We start from the raw sequence: 17,293 nt of genomic DNA, 5'->3' as shown, positions 1-17,293 counted from the left end.
TTTTACGTTTGTAAGTAAATTTTGAGGGGATTTATTTGGTTTTGCCCATCTTGTCGACCTAAGTTGTAGAGTGACTCTAAAACGGCGATGTCACTTTCAAATCTGCCAACTTTAAGGTGGGTAGATGGGCGGATGGCGAATAGTTCGCCTTGTGCTTCCAAGCTTTCAATTTGATTCAAGGTCTGATTATAGCGGATGTTACGCTCTTTCAGGGCTTGGACAAAAGCAGGGAAGCGGTGGTAGAACATTGAATAAAAAGGGTTCGAGTGAGTGGATTTGCGGTAGGAAGCGGGTCTGGTAAGGACCACAATCAACTTATCAACACCCAGTTGGCGCGCATAATGGACTGGGATGCTATCACTAATACCACCGTCGAGGTAGGCGCCACCACTTAAACAAGGGCTAGCGTCTAACTGAATCATTTTAGAGACGAAGGGTAGGGCGGAACTGGCTCTGAGAACTTCCATTTGAGCAAATACGTCCTCGATTAGGGCATATTCGGCTCTCCCACTGGCTACATGGGTGACCACTGCATGAAAACGGGTCTTAGAAGCTTTAAATTGTTCGTTATCGAAAGGATCCAGGATCATAGGGACTTGGTAGTAGGCGAATTCCTTGTTGACATAGTTACCAGTCTTGAGCCAAGAGCTTAGACTCATGTAACGTTTGTCGCCAAGATAGCGTCGATTATAACGCCATGCCCGACCAATTTGACCACTGAGATAATTAGCCCCGAAAAGGGCCCCTGCTGAAACAGCCACAATCTCATCTACTGGGATTTGGGCTGTCATTAGACTATCAAGGACACCGGCTGTGTATAAACCGCGCATCCCACCGCCTTCGAAGACCATGCCTATCCGCATACTTTGCCTCCTTTATGGGAAGGTGTCACCATCTTGATTAGGGACAAGACATGACACACCTACGAGCCTAAAGTGATTCATGTCACTATTGTATAATAAATTGATTCAGAAATAAAGCGACTTTTCTGAAAAACAGTAGACATTATGTTTCAATTGTGTTATATTTAAATTAAGTTAGCCTCTGACTTAATTAATCTTTCTTTTTAGTGCTAGTGAGGGTCTGACTTAATTTAAGCCTTGAATAAAGTTAATATCTAACTTTATAGGCCAAAAGAGGTTAGAGAATGGTAAAACGAAAGAAGTTAGAGAATGTAACGTCCCTTGGTATCGTCTTTGGGACTTTCGCCCCGCTACACGTTGGGCATATTGATATTATTAATCAGGCCAAGCGCCACAATGATGGGGTCCTAACCATCGTATCAGGTTATGACGGGGATCGAGGGGATCTAATCGGGCTGAGTCTACGCAAGAGATTCCGTTATACGCGTGAGACTTTCCGCTATGATGACTTGGTCATTGTCGATAAGCTAGATGAGAATCATATTCCGGCCTATCCTAATGGTTGGGTAGAGTGGCTAGCTAAGCTCGATGAGTCCATTGCTCAGTATGTGACCTTCAGTGGCCAAGCTAAGATTATGGTCTACTGTGGTGAACCAGAGTATAAGGACAAGATTAATGAATTGCGCCCTGACTGGGAAGTAGTTCTGGTAGACCGATCCTTAATTAAGATTTCCGGGACCACGATTCGGAGTAATCCGCGGATGCACTGGCATCAGATTGCCAAACCATTCCGCCGCTTCTTCTCGACTAATGTCCTCATTGCAGGCTCAGCTTCCAACGGTAAGACAACCTTGGCGCGGGATTTATCACGCCTCTTCGGTTGCCCTTGGTCACCGGAATATGCCCGCGAGTATCAGGAACGCTACAATGTCTTAGATGATGAATTGGACAAGAACGACTACACCTATCTCTTTACCGGCCAGTTCCGTCAGACTTCGGACTTGATTGACTCGCCGGCCAATAATGGCCTCATCATCGCTGATACCAACTCGACCATTACCATGGCCTATGCGGAGTACTACCTCAAGGACAGCCTGTCTGAGGAAGATTTCCAAGCCTTGACCGACGTTTACCAGTCCATGATTGAGAAGGAAAAGTGGGATAAGATTTTCGTTGTCCTACCACAATCTAACTATGTGGATGACGGGGTTCGGGACATGACCATGGCGGATGAAGAAACCCGTGATGCCTTCACATCTCTAACCATCCAGCTCTTTGAAGAAGCGGGATTGGCTGATAAGATTGTCTACTTGGGCAATCCTAAGCCAGGCCAGACCTTCTTCGAGAGTCTCTACGAAACAGCCAAAATTGAAATTGCAAGCTTATTGAATCAGGAGGTATAGAACATGTCAATTGTTGAAAATTTTAAGACCAAGTGGACCAAGCTCCACGATTACTGCACATCAGGCTATAAGGTAACGGGGCGCAACCTCAAAGTCTTAGCCGGCGACACCAAGAAATTAGGCTTTGCTGGCGTCATCAAGGCCATCTATGAGGACTTAGTAGTGGGCCGTACCCCACTGGAATGGGCTTATTTAATCATTATGTCCATTGTGCCAATTATTGTTGCTTTGCGCGACCCAGATTCAACCTTGCTAGGCTTTATCGCTTCTATTACAGGGGTTATTAACGTTATTTTGGTAGCTGAAGGCCGTAAATCCAACTACTTCTTTGGTGTCATTACGACCAGTATTTACTTATTTTTAGCTATCGGTAATGGATTCTATGGTGAGGTTTTAACAAATGCCTACTTCGTAGTTATGCAACCGATTGGCCTTTATGTCTGGCTTATGGCAGACCGTAAGCGTCAAGAACAAATCCATCAAGTAGAAGACACACCTACTAATGTCAAGTCCCGTCGCATGGGCTTGGTGGATTGGATTATTGCCTTAGCTCAAACCGCAATTGTTTGGCTTCTCATGGGCTTAGCCTATAAGTCTATCGGTGCTAATCGACCTTTCCGTGACTCTGTGACTGATGGGACCAATGTGGTGGGGCAGAAGTTAATGACCGAGCTCTATGCCGAACAATGGCTCTTCTGGATTGCTACCAATCTCTTCTCCATTTACCTTTGGTGGGGCACTGATGGCTCCGTCGATATTGTGGTCATGTATCTGCTCTTCACAGTTAACAGTATTGTCGGCATGTATCGCTGGATTCAACAAGCCAAGGCCAATCAATAGGGAGGGACTTCATGCCTGAATTTAAGGACCCTCAAGCCGAAAAGCACTATTATGAGACTGAGGCCAGCCAGGAAGAATTTTTGACCTGGTACCAAAAACAGGAATTTCCCAACTATCCCAAACCAGCCTTAACGGTAGACAATGTGATCTTACGTTGGTATCAGGCCGACCCAGAGGAGGCGCCCCAACTACAATTGCTCTTGATCAAGCGCAAGGCCCATCCTTTCTTGGGTCACTATGCCTTGCCAGGTGGCTTTGTCGAACCAGACGAAGATACCACTCAGGCTACCATTCGTGAGGTGCTAGAGGAAACCCATATTGCCTTGGACCCGTTGCGAATTGAGCAGTTGGAGACCTTTGCCAGTCCAGGTCGCGATCCACGCGCCTGGGTGGTCTCGGTGGCCCATATCGTCTACCTGCCCTATGATAGCGGTCAGGAGGCGGTGGCAGGGGATGATGCCAGCGCCATTTGCTGGGCCAATCTCTCGGTGACCGAGTCAGGAGCTCTCTTGTTAGTGGATAGTGAGAGTCAAGACTTCATTCACGACTTGGCCTTTGACCACGAGTTGATTATTACCAAAGCGGTGAGACGCCTATCCAACAAGTTGGAGTACCATCCGACTGTTCTGTCGCTTCTACCAAGTACCTTCACCATTAAGGATGTGCGGGCAATCTTCGATGTCTTCAATCATCCCCAATTCCGCCATGTGGGTATGACTGCCTTCCGATTGCGTCAGGAGAAGTATCTGACCTTCCTGGAATTTGGCCATGCGGGTGCCGGTAAACGAGGGCGTAGTCACAAAACCTACACCTATCAACTCAATCCATTTTATTAGCAAGAAAAGACTGCCTGAGGCGGTCTTTTTTGCGTCTTCTTCTTGCTAGAAAGAGGCGATTAGAGTAGAATAAGCCTATGTGAAAGGAGAGTGGAGCTAGCTATGAAGAGATTAAGCCTAGATTTGCGGGTTAGCCATATTTTTGGGGTGCGGTTTTTGTCCGTTCTAGTCTTGTTGCTAGTCTTTATGTCCTTAGTGGGCTGGGGGCTACTTTCCTTATATGAGTTCTCCCCCAAAAGCTGGCAGCCAGTCTTAAGCGTATGTTTCTATCTTGCCTGGCCCTTTATCTCGGCTCCTCTGGTTCGGTGGTCTTATGACATACTCTGGCTCCGACCGGTTACCATACGCGATATCGGCAGTCAAATTGCCATTAAGGTTGGCCACCGAGAGAAGTGCCATGATTGGGCCGACCTGCGCAAGGTCAAGGTGTCGACTGAAGGGCAAAGTAGATACTACGCCTCTCCCGTCATGAGTCTAAATCTGGTGCTGATTTTCAAAGGGCGGACCTATCGCCTTGGGACGGATGATCATATAGAAGACTTGAGAAGCCTGGAACGCTATTGCCAGAGTAAAATAAGAAATAGACGCAAAAAGTCTAAGAAAGCCAAATAGACACAGAGAAGCAAGTTGGCCACTTGCTGGAAAGTTTGAACTAGAGTAGAATAAGCCTAGATGAAAGAACGGGAGAACGAGCTATGAAGAAATTAAGCCTAGATTTGCGGGTTAGCCAAATTTTAGGGGTGCGTTTTTTGTCCGGTCTGGTCTTGGTGCTAATCTTTATGTCCTTAGTGGGCTGGGGACTACTTTTCTTGTTTGAGCTCTCACCCAGAAGCTGGCAGCCAGTCTTAGGCTCATGTATGCTTCTTGCCTGGCCCTTTATAGCGGCTCCGTTGATTATTCGGACTCATGACAAAATCTGGCGCCGATCAGTTACCATGCGCGATATAGGGAGTCAAATTGCCATTAAGGTAGGCCATCGAGAGAGGTGTCATGCCTGGGACGACTTGCGCAAGGTCAAGGCGGAGTTTGGATCTAACAAGAGAGGTGGTTATTCTGTAACCAGGACCATGACTCTATTGCTGATTTTCAAAGGGCGAACCTATCGCCTATGGACGGATGAATATATAACAGATTTGACAAAATTCCAACATTATTGTGAGAGTAAAATAAGGAATAGACGCAAAAAGGCTAAGAAAGCCAAATAGGCACAGAGAAGCAAGTCAACCACTTGCTGGAAAGTTTGAACTAGAGTAGAATAAGCCTAGATGAAAGGACGGCGAGTCAGACATGGAGACATATCATGAAAGTAAAGAGCTAGAATTCAGCAAGGTCTTGCGGGTTAGCCATGTCTATGGCGTGCGTTTTTGGTCCATTGTGGGGCTGATTCTGGTCTTTATGTCCTTGCTAGGCTGGGGGCTCCTTTCCCTGCTCGATTGGCTCTGGCAAAGGACGCCAGAAGGCGCTCATGAAGCCTTATTGCTATTAGTCTTCGTGATTTGGCTTTTAGGGTCATCGGCTTTAGTTCAGTGGGCCTATGAGAAAATCTGGCGCCGCCCAGTGGTCATACGAGACTTGGGCAGCCAAGTTGCCATTAGCGTAGGAGATCGCGAGGATCGTCATTCCTGGTCGGATTTAGTCAAGGTCAAGATGCACCGTTATCGTGTGGGCCGCACAGGCCAAACGCGGGTCAAGAGCTTGAATTTGGTCCTGACCTTCCAAGGCAGAAGCTACCGCCTAGGGACGGATGAGCATCAACGCCAGCTAGAGAACCTACAAAATTATTGCCAGCGTAAAATCTTGCAAAATGGTTCAGCTTACTATCAATAAAAAACAAGCCCTCCTTAGGATTCCTAGGGAGGGCTTATTTTACTAGCTAGTGAGACTTTTGACGTCGTTTTTGAATGAGATGGTTGGTGGCCGCCACATCCAAGCGACGATGCCAAATCATACCTTGCCAGATTAGGATGTAGATGACTAGGACCACCCCTACAAAAGGAAGTAAATCCTGCCAAGAAAAGCTAATCCAGCCATTGTAGAGGGCCGTAATACCGACAATGATAAGGATAGAAGCGAAATGAAGAAGCAAGGCCAAGGTCAGGTTATGATCTTCTTCCCACTCCCGATAGTGGAGGGTGACAAGGCCGATGAGGCCACTCATAATGAGCACGGTGACGACTTCGGTAGGTCTAATGGCGCTGGTACGAAGGAAGACCAAGGTACAGAGCAGATAGGTGAGTGAGCCAATCAGAAGGCCATTGACGAAGGCTAAGGTATGTGTTTTTAACATCTTATATCCCTCCCATGCCTAGCGCTTGCTTGAGTGCTGGCAGATATTTACGGCTAACGCCAAGTTTAATTTTGTGGGTCAGTAAGGCCACCATATTGCCAGAAAATCCCATTTCAAGTGTGTGCAGATGGTTGATATTGAGCAGGGCGCTCTTGGAGACTTGGACAAAGTCTCGTCCGTCTAAACGTTCCAACATCTTATTGAGCTGGCCTTTGACTAGGTAAGTAGCCTCTTGAGTGTAGACGGTCAACTCATTCTGGTAGACTTCCATAGCAATCAAATCTTGACTAGCCACCATGATGGTCTTGTCATCGACTAGGAGCGGAAGCCGTGTGAGGCCAGAAGAGGCATTTTGATTTTCTTCCAAAAGCTGCAGGACTTGCAGGGCCTCAGCGTTAAGCTTAGCCGCTTCCACCGTCACATTGACCGTATCAGGGGCGAGTTGGGGATTGGGCTCAAATCGTATATTCACAGGGGCTTCCTCCTAAAACAGCGTCTTCTCCCCTATTATAGACTATGTAAGGCCAGTTGGCGACTGAATTTGCCTAAGATTGGCATGAGAATGAGGAAGAGGAGACCGAAGCCTAGGAGAATGAGGACTTCTTGGCCAGCACTGGTTAAGAAACCGACATCCAAGCCTACACCAGTGTGACGTAAGATTTGTTGTAACATGAAGTCAGGCACTTGCTGGGTCATGGCTGCTTGCGTAGGCGCTAGGAGAATGTGACGGAAGAGGGAGGAGAAGTAAGGGGCTGGGGTGACTTGAATGACCCAACGGCTTGCTTGTGGCAAGAGCCCTAGTGGTAGGTAGACGCCAGCGAAGAAACCAAGGGAAGTGGATAGTAATAACATGACATGGCCGAAACTGGTCAGGCTTGTGACGAAGCCAAAGAGTAAGACGTTGAAGCTAGTCCAAACTAGAGCTGACAAGACCATAGCGCCCAAGACCTGAAGTAATTGCAAGCCTGATAGGGTCATGCCTGCCGTTAGAGCGTAGTAGGTAAATAATAGGACTAGGGCAAGAACCTGCATAATCAAACTGATTAAGGCACTGGCTAGGAAGTAGCCAAATTGCATTTGATTATAGCTTAAATCAGTTAAGAGGAAGTCGGCTAGGACGCCTTTTTCTTTATCCGCCACCATTTGACTGAGACCTGCTGCGCTAGTAGTCGCCCCGACGATGGCCAAGATTCCTCCTAAGAGCCAGTAATCCAAGAAGGTGTTAACACCTGGCAACTGTGGCCAAGAAGAGGCCATGTTGTCCTTGAGGAAGGCTAGGTAGAGAATGAAGGTGATGAGGGCACCTAAGAGCGAGAAGAAGACACGGCTCTTTTGGATGAAGTAGAGGCGAAGGCAACGAAGTGTGAAGTGTAACATATTAGCGGATCTCCCTTCCGGTTAAATTAATAAAGAGGTCATCGACACTACCGCGATGGTATTCAAAGTGCTTAATGAGTGGGCGGTAACGATCTAAGAGGGGCCAGACGGATTGCTCAGGCTTGAGGTCAACCTTCAAGAGCGGGCCATCTAGGCGGACTTGGTAGTCTGAGGCAAGCTCTTGGGCCAAGGCTTGTGGATCTTCAAGGTCTAAGCTCAGGGTGTCATAGGCATATTGGGCCTTGAGCTGGCTAACCGTGTCGGCTGCAATCAAGTGACCGTGGTCAATAATGTAGACATAGTCGGCATTTTCTACTTCTTCTAGATAGTGGGTGGTTAAGAGGATGGTCAGGCCTTGTTCTTGGCGCAGGCGCAAGAGGGCATCCCAGATGACATTCCGTGTCTGAATATCTAAGCCAGTTGAGGGCTCATCCAGAATTAGGAATTTAGGCTGGTGGACCAGGGCGCGCGCAATGTCGACACGACGGCGTTGGCCACCAGATAAGGTGCCATAGCTTTGCTTCAAGATTGACTCGAGTTCAAAGACTTGGATTAGGAAGTCCAGCTGGCTGGCTTCAAAGTTACGGTAGCATTTGGCCCGATTTAAGAGGTTTTGGCCAACGGTTAGGTCCTGGTCTAAAATACTGTCTTGGAAGACCACGCCCAGTTGGCGTTGATAGTCTGAGCGGGAGAGTTGTTGGCCTTGGAAGATGATGGAGCCCTCGCTAGGGGACAAGAGACCGGTTAACATCTTAATAGTGGTGGATTTGCCGGCCCCGTTAGGCCCTAAGAGCGCCACTAATTGGCCTTGGGGGATGGATAGGTTGAGTTGCTGTACGACGGTCTTATCGCCGTAGCATTTGGTTAGGTTTTGGGTTTGAATTAACATTTGGGGTGTCCTCCTTTACTACAGGCTTATCTTATCATGATGTTTGGCCCTTGCCTTGATAAAAAAGCTAAGTGGTCAAAATTGGGGCTTAAGTGGTAAGGGAGGGGGGGCAAAATGCAAGAAGAGGGAAATGAAGGAGTTTAGGAGAGGGCTATCTGGCAAAAAATACTTAATCAGTCGGTTATTTTTTTGATTATCTTTTGGATGGCTTGTTTACTTAAATGATAGCGAACAATCTAATAAAGAGAGCGCTTTTACGGGGCGCTAGGCTTTCTTTTAACGAGCCAAGTCCAGCCTAATATGGTATAATAGGGTCAAGAAATTTAAAAGGAAGTGCCCTAATGTCTCAATATGATGTGAAGCAAGTGGCTTGCCACCAATGTCAGGCACCAATCGACGTCAAGGTCTATGGAACAATCGATGTCACTGACCAGTCACCGGAACGTGAAGCCATTCTGTCTGGGGAATTTTTCAAAGTAAAATGTCCTGAGTGTGGCCATGAGGGCATGGCGGATTACGGCTTCCTCTATCAAGATTTACAAAAGGGCCTTGTCCTCTTCTACGAACCAGATCCTAGTTTTTTTGAAGAAGATGTGCAAGTATTGAAGGACACCTTCACCCCTGAACAGATGGCTGTCACCACTATCCGGATTGTACACGGCTTGCCTAATCTCTGGGAGAAGATTCAAATTCATGAGGCGGGACTAGATGACCGCATTGTAGAGTTACAAAAATACTTGGTCTTTGCTGGTTTCCACCAACAAATGCCAGACCAGCCTATTAAGCATATTCTTTATCAAGTGGCCAAGGAAGGTAAAGCCCAATTTCTGCTGGGGGATGACCGAGAATTGGTCGCGACGGTAGCCTTTGACCAAGGCCAGTATGACCTAACTAAGGACAGCTTTGCCCAGGAGCTAGCCCGCTACGGTGGCGGCTTCTTCATCAATCAGCAATGGGCGGAATGGCTCATGGCTCAACTAGAGCAAGACCAAGACTAGGTGATGAGAATGAATCAACAAAGTTCAGAAACCATGGCGGCCATCAATCGTTTCCGCGATGAACGTCATTGGCGACCTTATCATAATGAGAAGGATTTGGCTATGTCTATTGCGATTGAAGCCGCGGAGTTGATGGAAATCTATCAATGGCGGACGCCTGAGGAAGCTAATAGTCAAGATTTAGAACATATTAAAGAAGAAGTAGCAGATGTTTTAATCTATACTTATATGCTGGCAGATAATTTAGGCCTGGATATTGACGACATTATTGCGGATAAACTGCGTAAGAATGCCATCAAGTACCCAGCCCCGCCAACAGAATTAGATGGGGCTGCTAGTGAGTAGCTTCTTTTATATTTAAAATCACATCTTCGCAGAATGTGGTGGAGTTTTTCATATCTTTTTCATATACGTGGTGTAAACTATGAATTGTAGAAAAGTAATCACTAGTTCTAATAGGGAACAAGGAAACGTTTGGAGTGAGTGAGTATGTTGAAATTTATGCAAGCAATCCAAGCCCATCGTAACTCACAGGTCCTGGCTTGCCAATTGAATCGTTTGAATCAGGATGCCCAAACACTCACCTATCGGGATATGTGGCTAGCCGTTGACCAATTAGCAGGCTGGTTGCATGAGACCTTAGGCCAGGACCGTTCACCCTTAGTCGTCTACGGACATAAGCATCCCTACATGTTGGTTTATTTCTTGGCTTGCCTCAAATCAGGTCATGCTTACTGTCCCATTGATTTGTCCATGCCGCTGGATCGGGTGGCCGCGATTATTGAGAAGTTGGCGCCACCTTTGGTTCTTACGACCGAAGACTTGCCACTAGATTGCCGGCAAGTCACTTTAGCCCAAGCTCAAGCCCTTGTGCAGGCGGGGAGCTATGATGCGCCAGCTGATGACCTGGCGGTTAAGGGTTTTGAGACAGCCTATATTATCTATACCTCTGGCTCTACTGGCCAACCTAAAGGAGTCTGTGTCTCAGCCGAGAACCTGGACAATTTCTTGACTTGGTATCTGCCACTGATTCCAGCCCAGCCAGGAGAGAGCCCTGTATTCATCGGCCAACCACCTTACTCCTTCGATCTGTCGGTCATGAGTGTCTATCCTGCCCTCTGCATGGGTGCCACCTTATACCAATTGGACAAGGGCTTGTTAAGCAATTATGGGGCCTTATTCGACTGCCTCAAGCAGTCGGGCATTTCCACTTGGGTGTCCACACCGTCCTTTGTGGATACTTGTTTGGCCGATCCGCAATTCAATCAAGAACTGCTGCCCCAAGTCAGACGTTTCGCCTTCTGCGGTGAGAAACTTCAGGCCCGTACGGCTCAGGCCCTCTTGGATCGTTTCCCGCTGGCTAAGGTCTATAATTCCTATGGGCCAACTGAATCGACAGTTATGATGACTTGGGTGGATATCGATCAAGATCTGATTGATGCCTATCCTGATAATTTACCAGTCGGGCGTGTCCGTCCTGGCAGTCTGGTCAAGTTGCTGCCCCTAGAAGAGGCAGAAGAAGGCCAGGGTGAAATTCAAATCATTGGGGATACGGTCGCTCAAGGTTATTATGGTCAACCGGAACTAACGGCCCAAAAATTTGGTCAAGTCGGTGGGCAACCTGCCTATAAGACAGGGGACGTGGGTTACTTTGAAGAAGACTTGCTCTTCTGTAATGGTCGGATTGACTTTCAGATTAAGTGGCATGGCTACCGGATTGAACTGGAGGACATTGATGCTAACCTAATCAAGCATCCTCTGGTCAGCCAAGCCATCACCCTACCCAAGTACGAAGGTGATACGGTCAGAAGTTTAGTCAGCTTTGTGATTTATGATCAGGTCATCCAGCAACGTTTCCAAACGGTGCGTGAACTCAAGGCGCATTTGAAGCAGACCTTGCCAGACTACATGATTCCTAAGAAAATCGTCTTTCTAGATAGCCTACCACTCAATCAAAATGGTAAGGTTGACCGGAAGGCCTTAGGAGGGCTCTTATGACCTACTTTGGTGATGAAAAGTTTGCTCTGATAGCAGCGATTTTCTGCCTTGGCGGACTGGTAATTCGTTGGCGCCAATGGCCAATCAAATATTGGCTGGCCCTAGGCTCCTTGATTATCTATGCGGGTGTCTTCGGCGCAGATTTCCAACATTTGGCAGTCTCGCTGGTCTTCTTGGCCTTTCAATATGGTTTGATTCAGTATCAATTTCGTCATCCCGAGTTTAAGTGGACGGTCTACCTGTCCTTTCTGCCCTTGGTTTTGGCCAAGTTACATGAAATTTGGCCCATCTACAGCTTTGGCTTTGTCGGCATCTCCTATCTGTCTTTTAAGGTGGTGCAGATTCTGCTAGAGACCCAGGACGGCCTCATTAAGGAAATGTCCTTGGTCGATTATCTTAGCTTCCTGCTCTTCTTCCCAGTTGTCAGTGCCGGCCCTATTGATCGCTCCAAGCGTTTTGTGGCGGATACGGAGAAGATTCTGGACTGGAAAGACTATTGGGAACTTCTGGGCCTAGGTAGTTATCGCCTGCTACTCGGGGCTGTCTACAAATTTGTCATTGCTGCGGTTATTTTCAAATGGCTGTCGGCTTTACAGGTTGGCAATTATTTTTACTATTTGATTAAATACGCCTACGGCTATACCTTCTATTTATTCTTTGACTTTGCTGGATATAGCCTCATGGCAGTAGGGCTCAGTAACCTCTTAGGGATTGAGACCCCAATGAACTTTAAGCAACCATTCTTGGCCATCGATATCAAGGATTTCTGGAATCGTTGGCACATTAGCTTATCCCAATGGCTGCGGGACTTCGTCTTCTCGCGCGTCATGATGAATTTTATTCGTCATAAGCGTTTCAAGACCCGGCTTAATCGGGCCATGGCAGCCTATATGGCCAATATGCTCTTCATGGGCTTTTGGCATGGTTTCTCCTTCCATTATATCCTCTATGGTTGTTACCACGGGGTTTTAATGGCTGGCTTTGAAGCCTATCAGAAGAAATCAAAATTTTATAAGAAATACAAAAACCACTCCCTCTACAAGCTAGTAAGCTGGGCAGTGACTTTGCAATTGGTTGTCTTGGGGATGTTCATCTTCTCCAATAAATTTCCAGAAGTCGTAGGGAAGTGGCTAGGATTTGGACAAGGTTAGGAGTGAGAGTATGGAAGAACAAGTATTAAGCCTTTTAGAAGAATTGTGTGAAGATGAAGTGGTGCGTGAGGATTTAGATATCAATCTCCGTGACGAAGGGCTCCTGGATTCCTTAGGTTTCGTTGAGATGCTAGTGCGGATGGAAGAAGTCTTCGGTTTTGCAACGGCACCAACGGAGGTCACCTATGAAGAGATTGATACGCCACGTCGGGTCATAGCCTACGTTAAGAAACGAGTGGCTGCTCTATGATTAAAATGAAGGCCTTAGTCTATGCCATTTGCTTAGCGCTTGTCAGCATGATTGGCCTCAATGCTTCCTTGTCCGGGGCCTACCAGGTGCCAGATAACAGTATACGTTACGGCCGACAAGTGGAGAAGAACCAGAGTAAGGATATTTTGACTCAGAATATGGACGCCCAGACCTTAACAGTCTTCGGTTCCTCGGAGTTGGTCCAAACCTTCAAGGAAAACTTCGACCCTAGCGTGGTCTTCAACTACAAGGACTTTCACCTGATGGAAATTGGCCGGGGGAATTATCGTAACCTAACCTTGGCTTCCATCTTGGGTTCTGTGGGGGATAATTTACCTCAACAAAAAGCAGTCTTATTGGAATCTCTACAATGGTTTACCAAAGAAGGCGTACCAGCTAACGCCTTACTCTATCGTCTGTCTTTTGAGCATGTTTATAATACCTTAAGTAATCCTAAGGTGACGGAAGAACACAAACGTGCCTTTATTGATCGTCTGCTAGAAGCCTCGACTCAGCATCCCCAAGTGCATGATGCCTTGGCTCGCTATAAGAAGGCCCTGCTAGACGAGCCAGATAATTGGCTAGAGAACCAATGGGCGCGGGCTCATTACCAGCTAGATGTCTTCAAGAACAAGATTCGTTATGCCCTAGCTGACAAGGACCCTCTGCCAATGGCAGGTGATAGGACACCGGACTATGATTGGGATCAACGTTATAAGACTATTGCTGAGCAAGAAGGGGCAGCAGACAAGACCAACAATAATGAATTTCAAGTTGAAAATCATTATTACACCAATGAAATTGGTCAAGATTTAGAGAAGTTTAAGAACAGTGATGTAGGAAAATACGTCACCGATTCACCAGAAATGAAAGACTTGAACATATTCCTCGACATCGCCCAAGACTTGGGCGTGGATGTCCGTGTCGTCCTCCTACCCGTTAATGGTAAGTGGTATGACTACACCGGCTTCCCTAAGGAAGACCGCCGGACTATCTATGAGGCAATCAAGCAAGTGCTGGATCAACGTGGGATCAAGTATTATGATTACCAAGATGATGATTACGAGCCTTATGTCATGCAGGATATGTTGCACTTAGGATGGAAAGGATGGACTCGCCTTGAAAAAGATCTTTATGAATATGGTAAGCAAGATTAAATCCTCCAAAATTCTCCAACTCATCTTGTGGATTGCGATTTTCTACGTATTGATTATGATCCTCGTCATCTACGGATTGGCTAAGGATACTGGAGGCGTGCAGCCTTACATTTATAGTAGTTTCTAAGAATGAAGGACTAGGTCAGCTGATCTAGTCCATTTTTTTTATGCTTTAATCGTTTGAGTGGTCCTGCCAAGATAAAAGGACTATAATAGAGCTAATAAAATAAGAAAAGGGGAAGTGCTATGACACATAAAGTAGAACGTGATCTGATTAAGACAGACCTCTTCCAGGCAGTCAATGGGGCCTGGTTAGAAACTGCTGTCATCCCGGATGATAAGCCAACAACGGGTGGCTTTTCAGATTTGGCCGACAAGGTAGAAGCCGACCTGATGAAGGATTTGGCTGACTTGATTGATCAGCCTGACTCACTGACCAAGATGCAAAAGGAAATGGTTGCTTACTATCAGTTAGCCTTGGATAAGGAGGGGCGCGCTGCTCTGGGTATGAGTCCCTTGCGTCCTTATATCGAGCGCATCCAAGCACTGACCTCAGTAGCTGACCTGACTGAGTGGGCTAAAACCGGTATTTTAGAAGGCCTACCAGGGCCCTTCGGCCTAGGCGTCATCCAAGATATGGCGGATTCCAATCGCTATGTGGTGCATTTGGGTCGCCCAGGATTGATTTTGCCTGACCGTACCTACTATGAGCCCGACCATGCGCAAGGCCAGCAATTATTGGCAGTCTACCGCCAAGTGGCCTTAGACTTACTGGCTTTATTAGGCTTGGATGCTAAGGAAGCAGTAGAACTGGTGACAGCCGGCATGGCCTTTGATGCCCGTCTAGCTCCTTATACCTTATCTAAGGAAGAAGCGGCAGAATATGTGGTCTTCCACAACCCTCGCAAGTTGGATCAAGTGGCGGCTTACTCCGACCAAATCGACTTCAAGGCAGTGCTAGAGTCCGTCTTAGGTGGCTTGCCTGAGACCCTAAACGTGGGCGAACCTAAATTCTTCGAGGCCTTCAAGGAACTAGTAGATCAAGCTGATTTGACTGAGCTTAAGGCCTGGTTGACCTTGCGTCTGGTTACGGGTGCGACCAGCTATCTGTCTGAAGAGGCGCGGGCTATCAGCCACCGTATGACCCAGGCCTTGACTGGCAACCCAGCCATGAGACCTTTTGAAAAATTGGCCTACAGCCATGTCAATCAAGCATTCGACCAAGTCTTAGGGGACTTCTATGCCCAACGCTACTTTGGCCCTGAAGCCAAGGAAGACGTGACTCAAATGGTCAAGAACATGATTGCCATCTACCAAAAACGCCTAGAAACCAAGGAATGGCTTAGCCCTGCCACTCGCGAAAAGGCCATTCTCAAGCTACAGAAAATGGACCTCTTAGTGGGCTATCCTGACAAGATTCCGCCAGTCTATGAGGAGTTAGTTGTCGGCGACCGCAACTTCTTCCAGGCTTCTATCTTCTTCACCCAAGTAGCAACTCGCTACAACCTCAGCAAGTGGAACAAGCCAGTGGACCGTGATCTCTGGGAAATTAGTGCCAACACGGTCAATGCCTACTATGATCCATCTAATAACTTAATCTGCTTCCCAGCGGCTATTCTGCAGGCGCCATTCTATAGCCTGCAACAATCAGCTAGCGCCAACTATGGGGGGATTGGGGCCGTGATTGCCCATGAAATTTCCCATGCCTTTGACAATAATGGCGCCCAGTTTGATGAGACCGGTAGCTTGTCTAACTGGTGGACGGAAGAGGACTTGGCTCACTTCAACAGCCTGGCCGATAAGATGATCAAGCTCTGGGATGGGATTCCGTTTGGTGACGGCAAGATTAATGGGACCTTGACCGTCTCTGAAAATATTGCGGATGCGGGCGGTCTAAGCTGTGCCCTTGAAGCAGCTCAAGCTCTGCCGGATGCTGACTTGGAAGACTTCTTCTTCAACTGGGCCCGCGTCTGGTGTCGCAAAGCACGACCAGAGTATGTCAACCTGCTTCTCAACATTGACGTTCACTCGCCAGGTGAGTTACGAGCCAACATGGCACCTAAGAATTTGGCGGCCTTCTATGAAACCTTCGGGATTGAGCCCGGCGACGCCATGTATTTGGCACCTGAAGAACGGGTAACGATTTGGTAATCTCAAGATAATAAAAAAGCCCCTGACCGATGGCATTGGAGCCATCAGCCAGAGGCTTTTTTCTTAGCCGTTAAAGGCATTGACAATGGTTTCGACATTTTTAATCATAACGGAAATAGAGCCGTCTGGATTGTTAATGAACTCAATGACTTCAGGGTCATCATAGAGCTCAGTTGGCACCATGAGCTCGATGCCATTGGCCAGCTTGAATTTTTGCTTGGCGTACTTCTTCTCATACTTGGGCACGTTGTTGACTGCAATGTTGGTTGGGACTTCTCTTTTGACTAGGGCCTCGCGCGCCGCGTCCTGGGCGCCTAGATTGCCCTTGAAGACCTGACGGGTGATTTCTTCTGCATTGATGACATGGTCCTCTTCTAACTGTTGCAGAATAACCTTTTGAGTAGTTGCCAGGGCCTGATAAGGTTCTTGGTCAAATTGCTTGGCGGTGTCGGCGACCGCCTTTTTGATTTGCTTGATTTGCTGCGGCGCTGCTTGAGGTGGGGCGATTTCCAAAATGCGTTCGGATAGGTAGAGGCAGCGTTTGCCTTCGATGACATATTGCTTCTCTAGAATTTGGTAGTCACCAGTGGCCAAGTTCAGCAAGAAGAATTCCGATGGCGTCTGGGTGGGGCTTGGGAGAATGGCGTGGTGCATGACCAGTTGATTGACTAATTGCGATTCGGCCGATAGGAAATGGGTGACCTGACTGGAGTAGTCCAGGCGTATCAGGCCAAAATAGCGCTGTTCATGGTCATCGCTAGCCTCGAAGAAGAGATAGTCGGCAGCGGCGATTTCTTCTGCTGGCCCAATCAAATCGAAGAGCTTATCGGCTAGGCTAGTGGATTTGTCAATCAGGCTGACTTGGTCATCCTTGAGACTAGTCCAGAGGGCGCTGTCAACTTCAAGCTTAGCGCGTTTGGGTTCTGCCTTTTGGACCTTGGTCAGGAGCTTATCCAGGTAGGTCCGAATCAGGGGCGAGGATAAGTCCATGGCTTCCTGGGATAGGAAGAGATTACCAGCATCCTTATCCAGGATGTGGAGAATGGCTTGGTGAATGTACATGTTGAGGAATCCTTTCTAGTGAAGAAAAAGG

General features: G+C 47.4%; 18 protein-coding genes. 12 read left to right on the top strand and 6 right to left on the bottom strand.

Features of this window, described 5'->3' with window-relative positions:
• Positions 1–2: 2 nt before the first annotated feature.
• Complete coding sequence (locus HMPREF3093_RS05710; protein ID WP_070756085.1) at positions 3–863, bottom strand: patatin-like phospholipase family protein; 861 nt, start codon at positions 861–863, stop codon at positions 3–5.
• A 284-nt stretch (positions 864–1,147) separates the two neighbouring features.
• Here HMPREF3093_RS05710 and HMPREF3093_RS05705 point away from each other — a divergent pair, with 284 nt between their 5' ends.
• The 5 genes from HMPREF3093_RS05705 (at position 1,148) to HMPREF3093_RS05680 (ending at position 5,769) form a co-directional block, all read left to right on the top strand.
• A complete protein-coding gene (locus tag HMPREF3093_RS05705; protein WP_083316290.1) occupies positions 1,148–2,266 on the top strand; it encodes an AAA family ATPase in 1,119 nt (372 codons plus the stop codon).
• Between the two features lie 3 nt (positions 2,267–2,269).
• Complete coding sequence (gene pnuC, locus HMPREF3093_RS05700) at positions 2,270–3,106, top strand: nicotinamide riboside transporter PnuC (RefSeq protein ID WP_070756084.1); 837 nt, start codon at positions 2,270–2,272, stop codon at positions 3,104–3,106.
• An 11-nt stretch (positions 3,107–3,117) separates the two neighbouring features.
• On the top strand, positions 3,118–3,942 hold the full coding sequence (locus tag HMPREF3093_RS05695; protein ID WP_070756083.1) for an NUDIX domain-containing protein: 825 nt from the start codon (positions 3,118–3,120) through the stop codon (positions 3,940–3,942).
• Positions 3,943–4,044: 102 nt separating this feature from the next.
• Positions 4,045–4,554, top strand: coding sequence for a hypothetical protein (locus HMPREF3093_RS05690; RefSeq protein ID WP_070756082.1), 510 nt, complete (start codon positions 4,045–4,047; stop codon positions 4,552–4,554).
• Positions 4,555–5,229: 675 nt separating this feature from the next.
• Positions 5,230–5,769: a hypothetical protein gene (locus tag HMPREF3093_RS05680; protein WP_070756080.1), complete on the top strand. Its 540-nt coding sequence runs from the start codon at positions 5,230–5,232 to the stop codon at positions 5,767–5,769.
• Positions 5,770–5,815: 46 nt separating this feature from the next.
• Here the strand turns inward: HMPREF3093_RS05680 and HMPREF3093_RS05675 are convergent, their stop codons facing one another.
• Genes HMPREF3093_RS05675 through HMPREF3093_RS05660 form a run of 4 tightly spaced genes read right to left on the bottom strand, consistent with a single transcriptional unit; the run spans position 5,816 to position 8,495 of the window.
• Positions 5,816–6,229 (bottom strand): DUF3021 domain-containing protein, encoded by a 414-nt coding sequence (locus tag HMPREF3093_RS05675; protein WP_070756079.1) that lies wholly within the window; start codon positions 6,227–6,229, stop codon positions 5,816–5,818.
• 1 nt (position 6,230) lies between these two features.
• Positions 6,231–6,701 (bottom strand): LytTR family DNA-binding domain-containing protein, encoded by a 471-nt coding sequence (locus HMPREF3093_RS09930; RefSeq protein WP_070756078.1) that lies wholly within the window; start codon positions 6,699–6,701, stop codon positions 6,231–6,233.
• A gap of 35 nt (positions 6,702–6,736) precedes the next feature.
• On the bottom strand, positions 6,737–7,606 hold the full coding sequence (locus HMPREF3093_RS05665) for an ABC transporter permease (RefSeq protein WP_070756077.1): 870 nt from the start codon (positions 7,604–7,606) through the stop codon (positions 6,737–6,739).
• Between the two features lies 1 nt (position 7,607).
• Positions 7,608–8,495, bottom strand: a complete 888-nt coding sequence (locus HMPREF3093_RS05660; RefSeq protein WP_070756076.1) for an ABC transporter ATP-binding protein — start codon at positions 8,493–8,495, stop codon at positions 7,608–7,610.
• Positions 8,496–8,836: 341 nt separating this feature from the next.
• Between HMPREF3093_RS05660 and HMPREF3093_RS05655 the strand changes: the two genes are divergently transcribed.
• From HMPREF3093_RS05655 to HMPREF3093_RS05625, 7 genes are all read left to right on the top strand, one after another.
• Entirely contained in the window at positions 8,837–9,493 is a 657-nt protein-coding gene (locus HMPREF3093_RS05655) for a CpXC domain-containing protein (RefSeq protein WP_070756075.1), read from the top strand.
• Between the two features lie 9 nt (positions 9,494–9,502).
• Positions 9,503–9,838, top strand: coding sequence for a nucleotide pyrophosphohydrolase (locus HMPREF3093_RS05650; protein WP_070756074.1), 336 nt, complete (start codon positions 9,503–9,505; stop codon positions 9,836–9,838).
• A 144-nt stretch (positions 9,839–9,982) separates the two neighbouring features.
• The gene (gene dltA / locus HMPREF3093_RS05645) at positions 9,983–11,491 is read left to right on the top strand and encodes a D-alanine--poly(phosphoribitol) ligase subunit DltA (RefSeq protein WP_070756073.1); all 1,509 of its coding nucleotides are present in this window, start codon (positions 9,983–9,985) and stop codon (positions 11,489–11,491) included.
• Complete coding sequence (gene dltB / locus HMPREF3093_RS05640) at positions 11,488–12,642, top strand: D-alanyl-lipoteichoic acid biosynthesis protein DltB (RefSeq protein WP_070756072.1); 1,155 nt, start codon at positions 11,488–11,490, stop codon at positions 12,640–12,642. The genes dltA and dltB overlap by 4 nt, the downstream gene beginning before the upstream one ends.
• A gap of 10 nt (positions 12,643–12,652) precedes the next feature.
• Positions 12,653–12,892 (top strand): D-alanine--poly(phosphoribitol) ligase subunit 2, encoded by a 240-nt coding sequence (gene dltC, locus HMPREF3093_RS05635; protein WP_070756071.1) that lies wholly within the window; start codon positions 12,653–12,655, stop codon positions 12,890–12,892.
• Complete coding sequence (gene dltD / locus HMPREF3093_RS05630; RefSeq protein ID WP_070756070.1) at positions 12,889–14,049, top strand: D-alanyl-lipoteichoic acid biosynthesis protein DltD; 1,161 nt, start codon at positions 12,889–12,891, stop codon at positions 14,047–14,049. The genes dltC and dltD overlap by 4 nt, the downstream gene beginning before the upstream one ends.
• A 246-nt stretch (positions 14,050–14,295) precedes the next feature.
• A complete protein-coding gene (locus tag HMPREF3093_RS05625) occupies positions 14,296–16,200 on the top strand; it encodes a M13 family metallopeptidase (RefSeq protein ID WP_070756069.1) in 1,905 nt (634 codons plus the stop codon).
• Between the two features lie 63 nt (positions 16,201–16,263).
• Here HMPREF3093_RS05625 and HMPREF3093_RS05620 read toward each other — a convergent pair whose 3' ends face one another.
• A complete protein-coding gene (locus HMPREF3093_RS05620; protein WP_070756068.1) occupies positions 16,264–17,262 on the bottom strand; it encodes a nucleoid-associated protein in 999 nt (332 codons plus the stop codon).
• Positions 17,263–17,293 lie beyond the last annotated feature (31 nt).

This window comes from Abiotrophia sp. HMSC24B09 (assembly GCF_001815865.1).
Lineage (GTDB): Bacteria > Bacillota > Bacilli > Lactobacillales > Aerococcaceae > Abiotrophia.
This window is presented reverse-complemented; position numbering and strand designations above follow the sequence as displayed.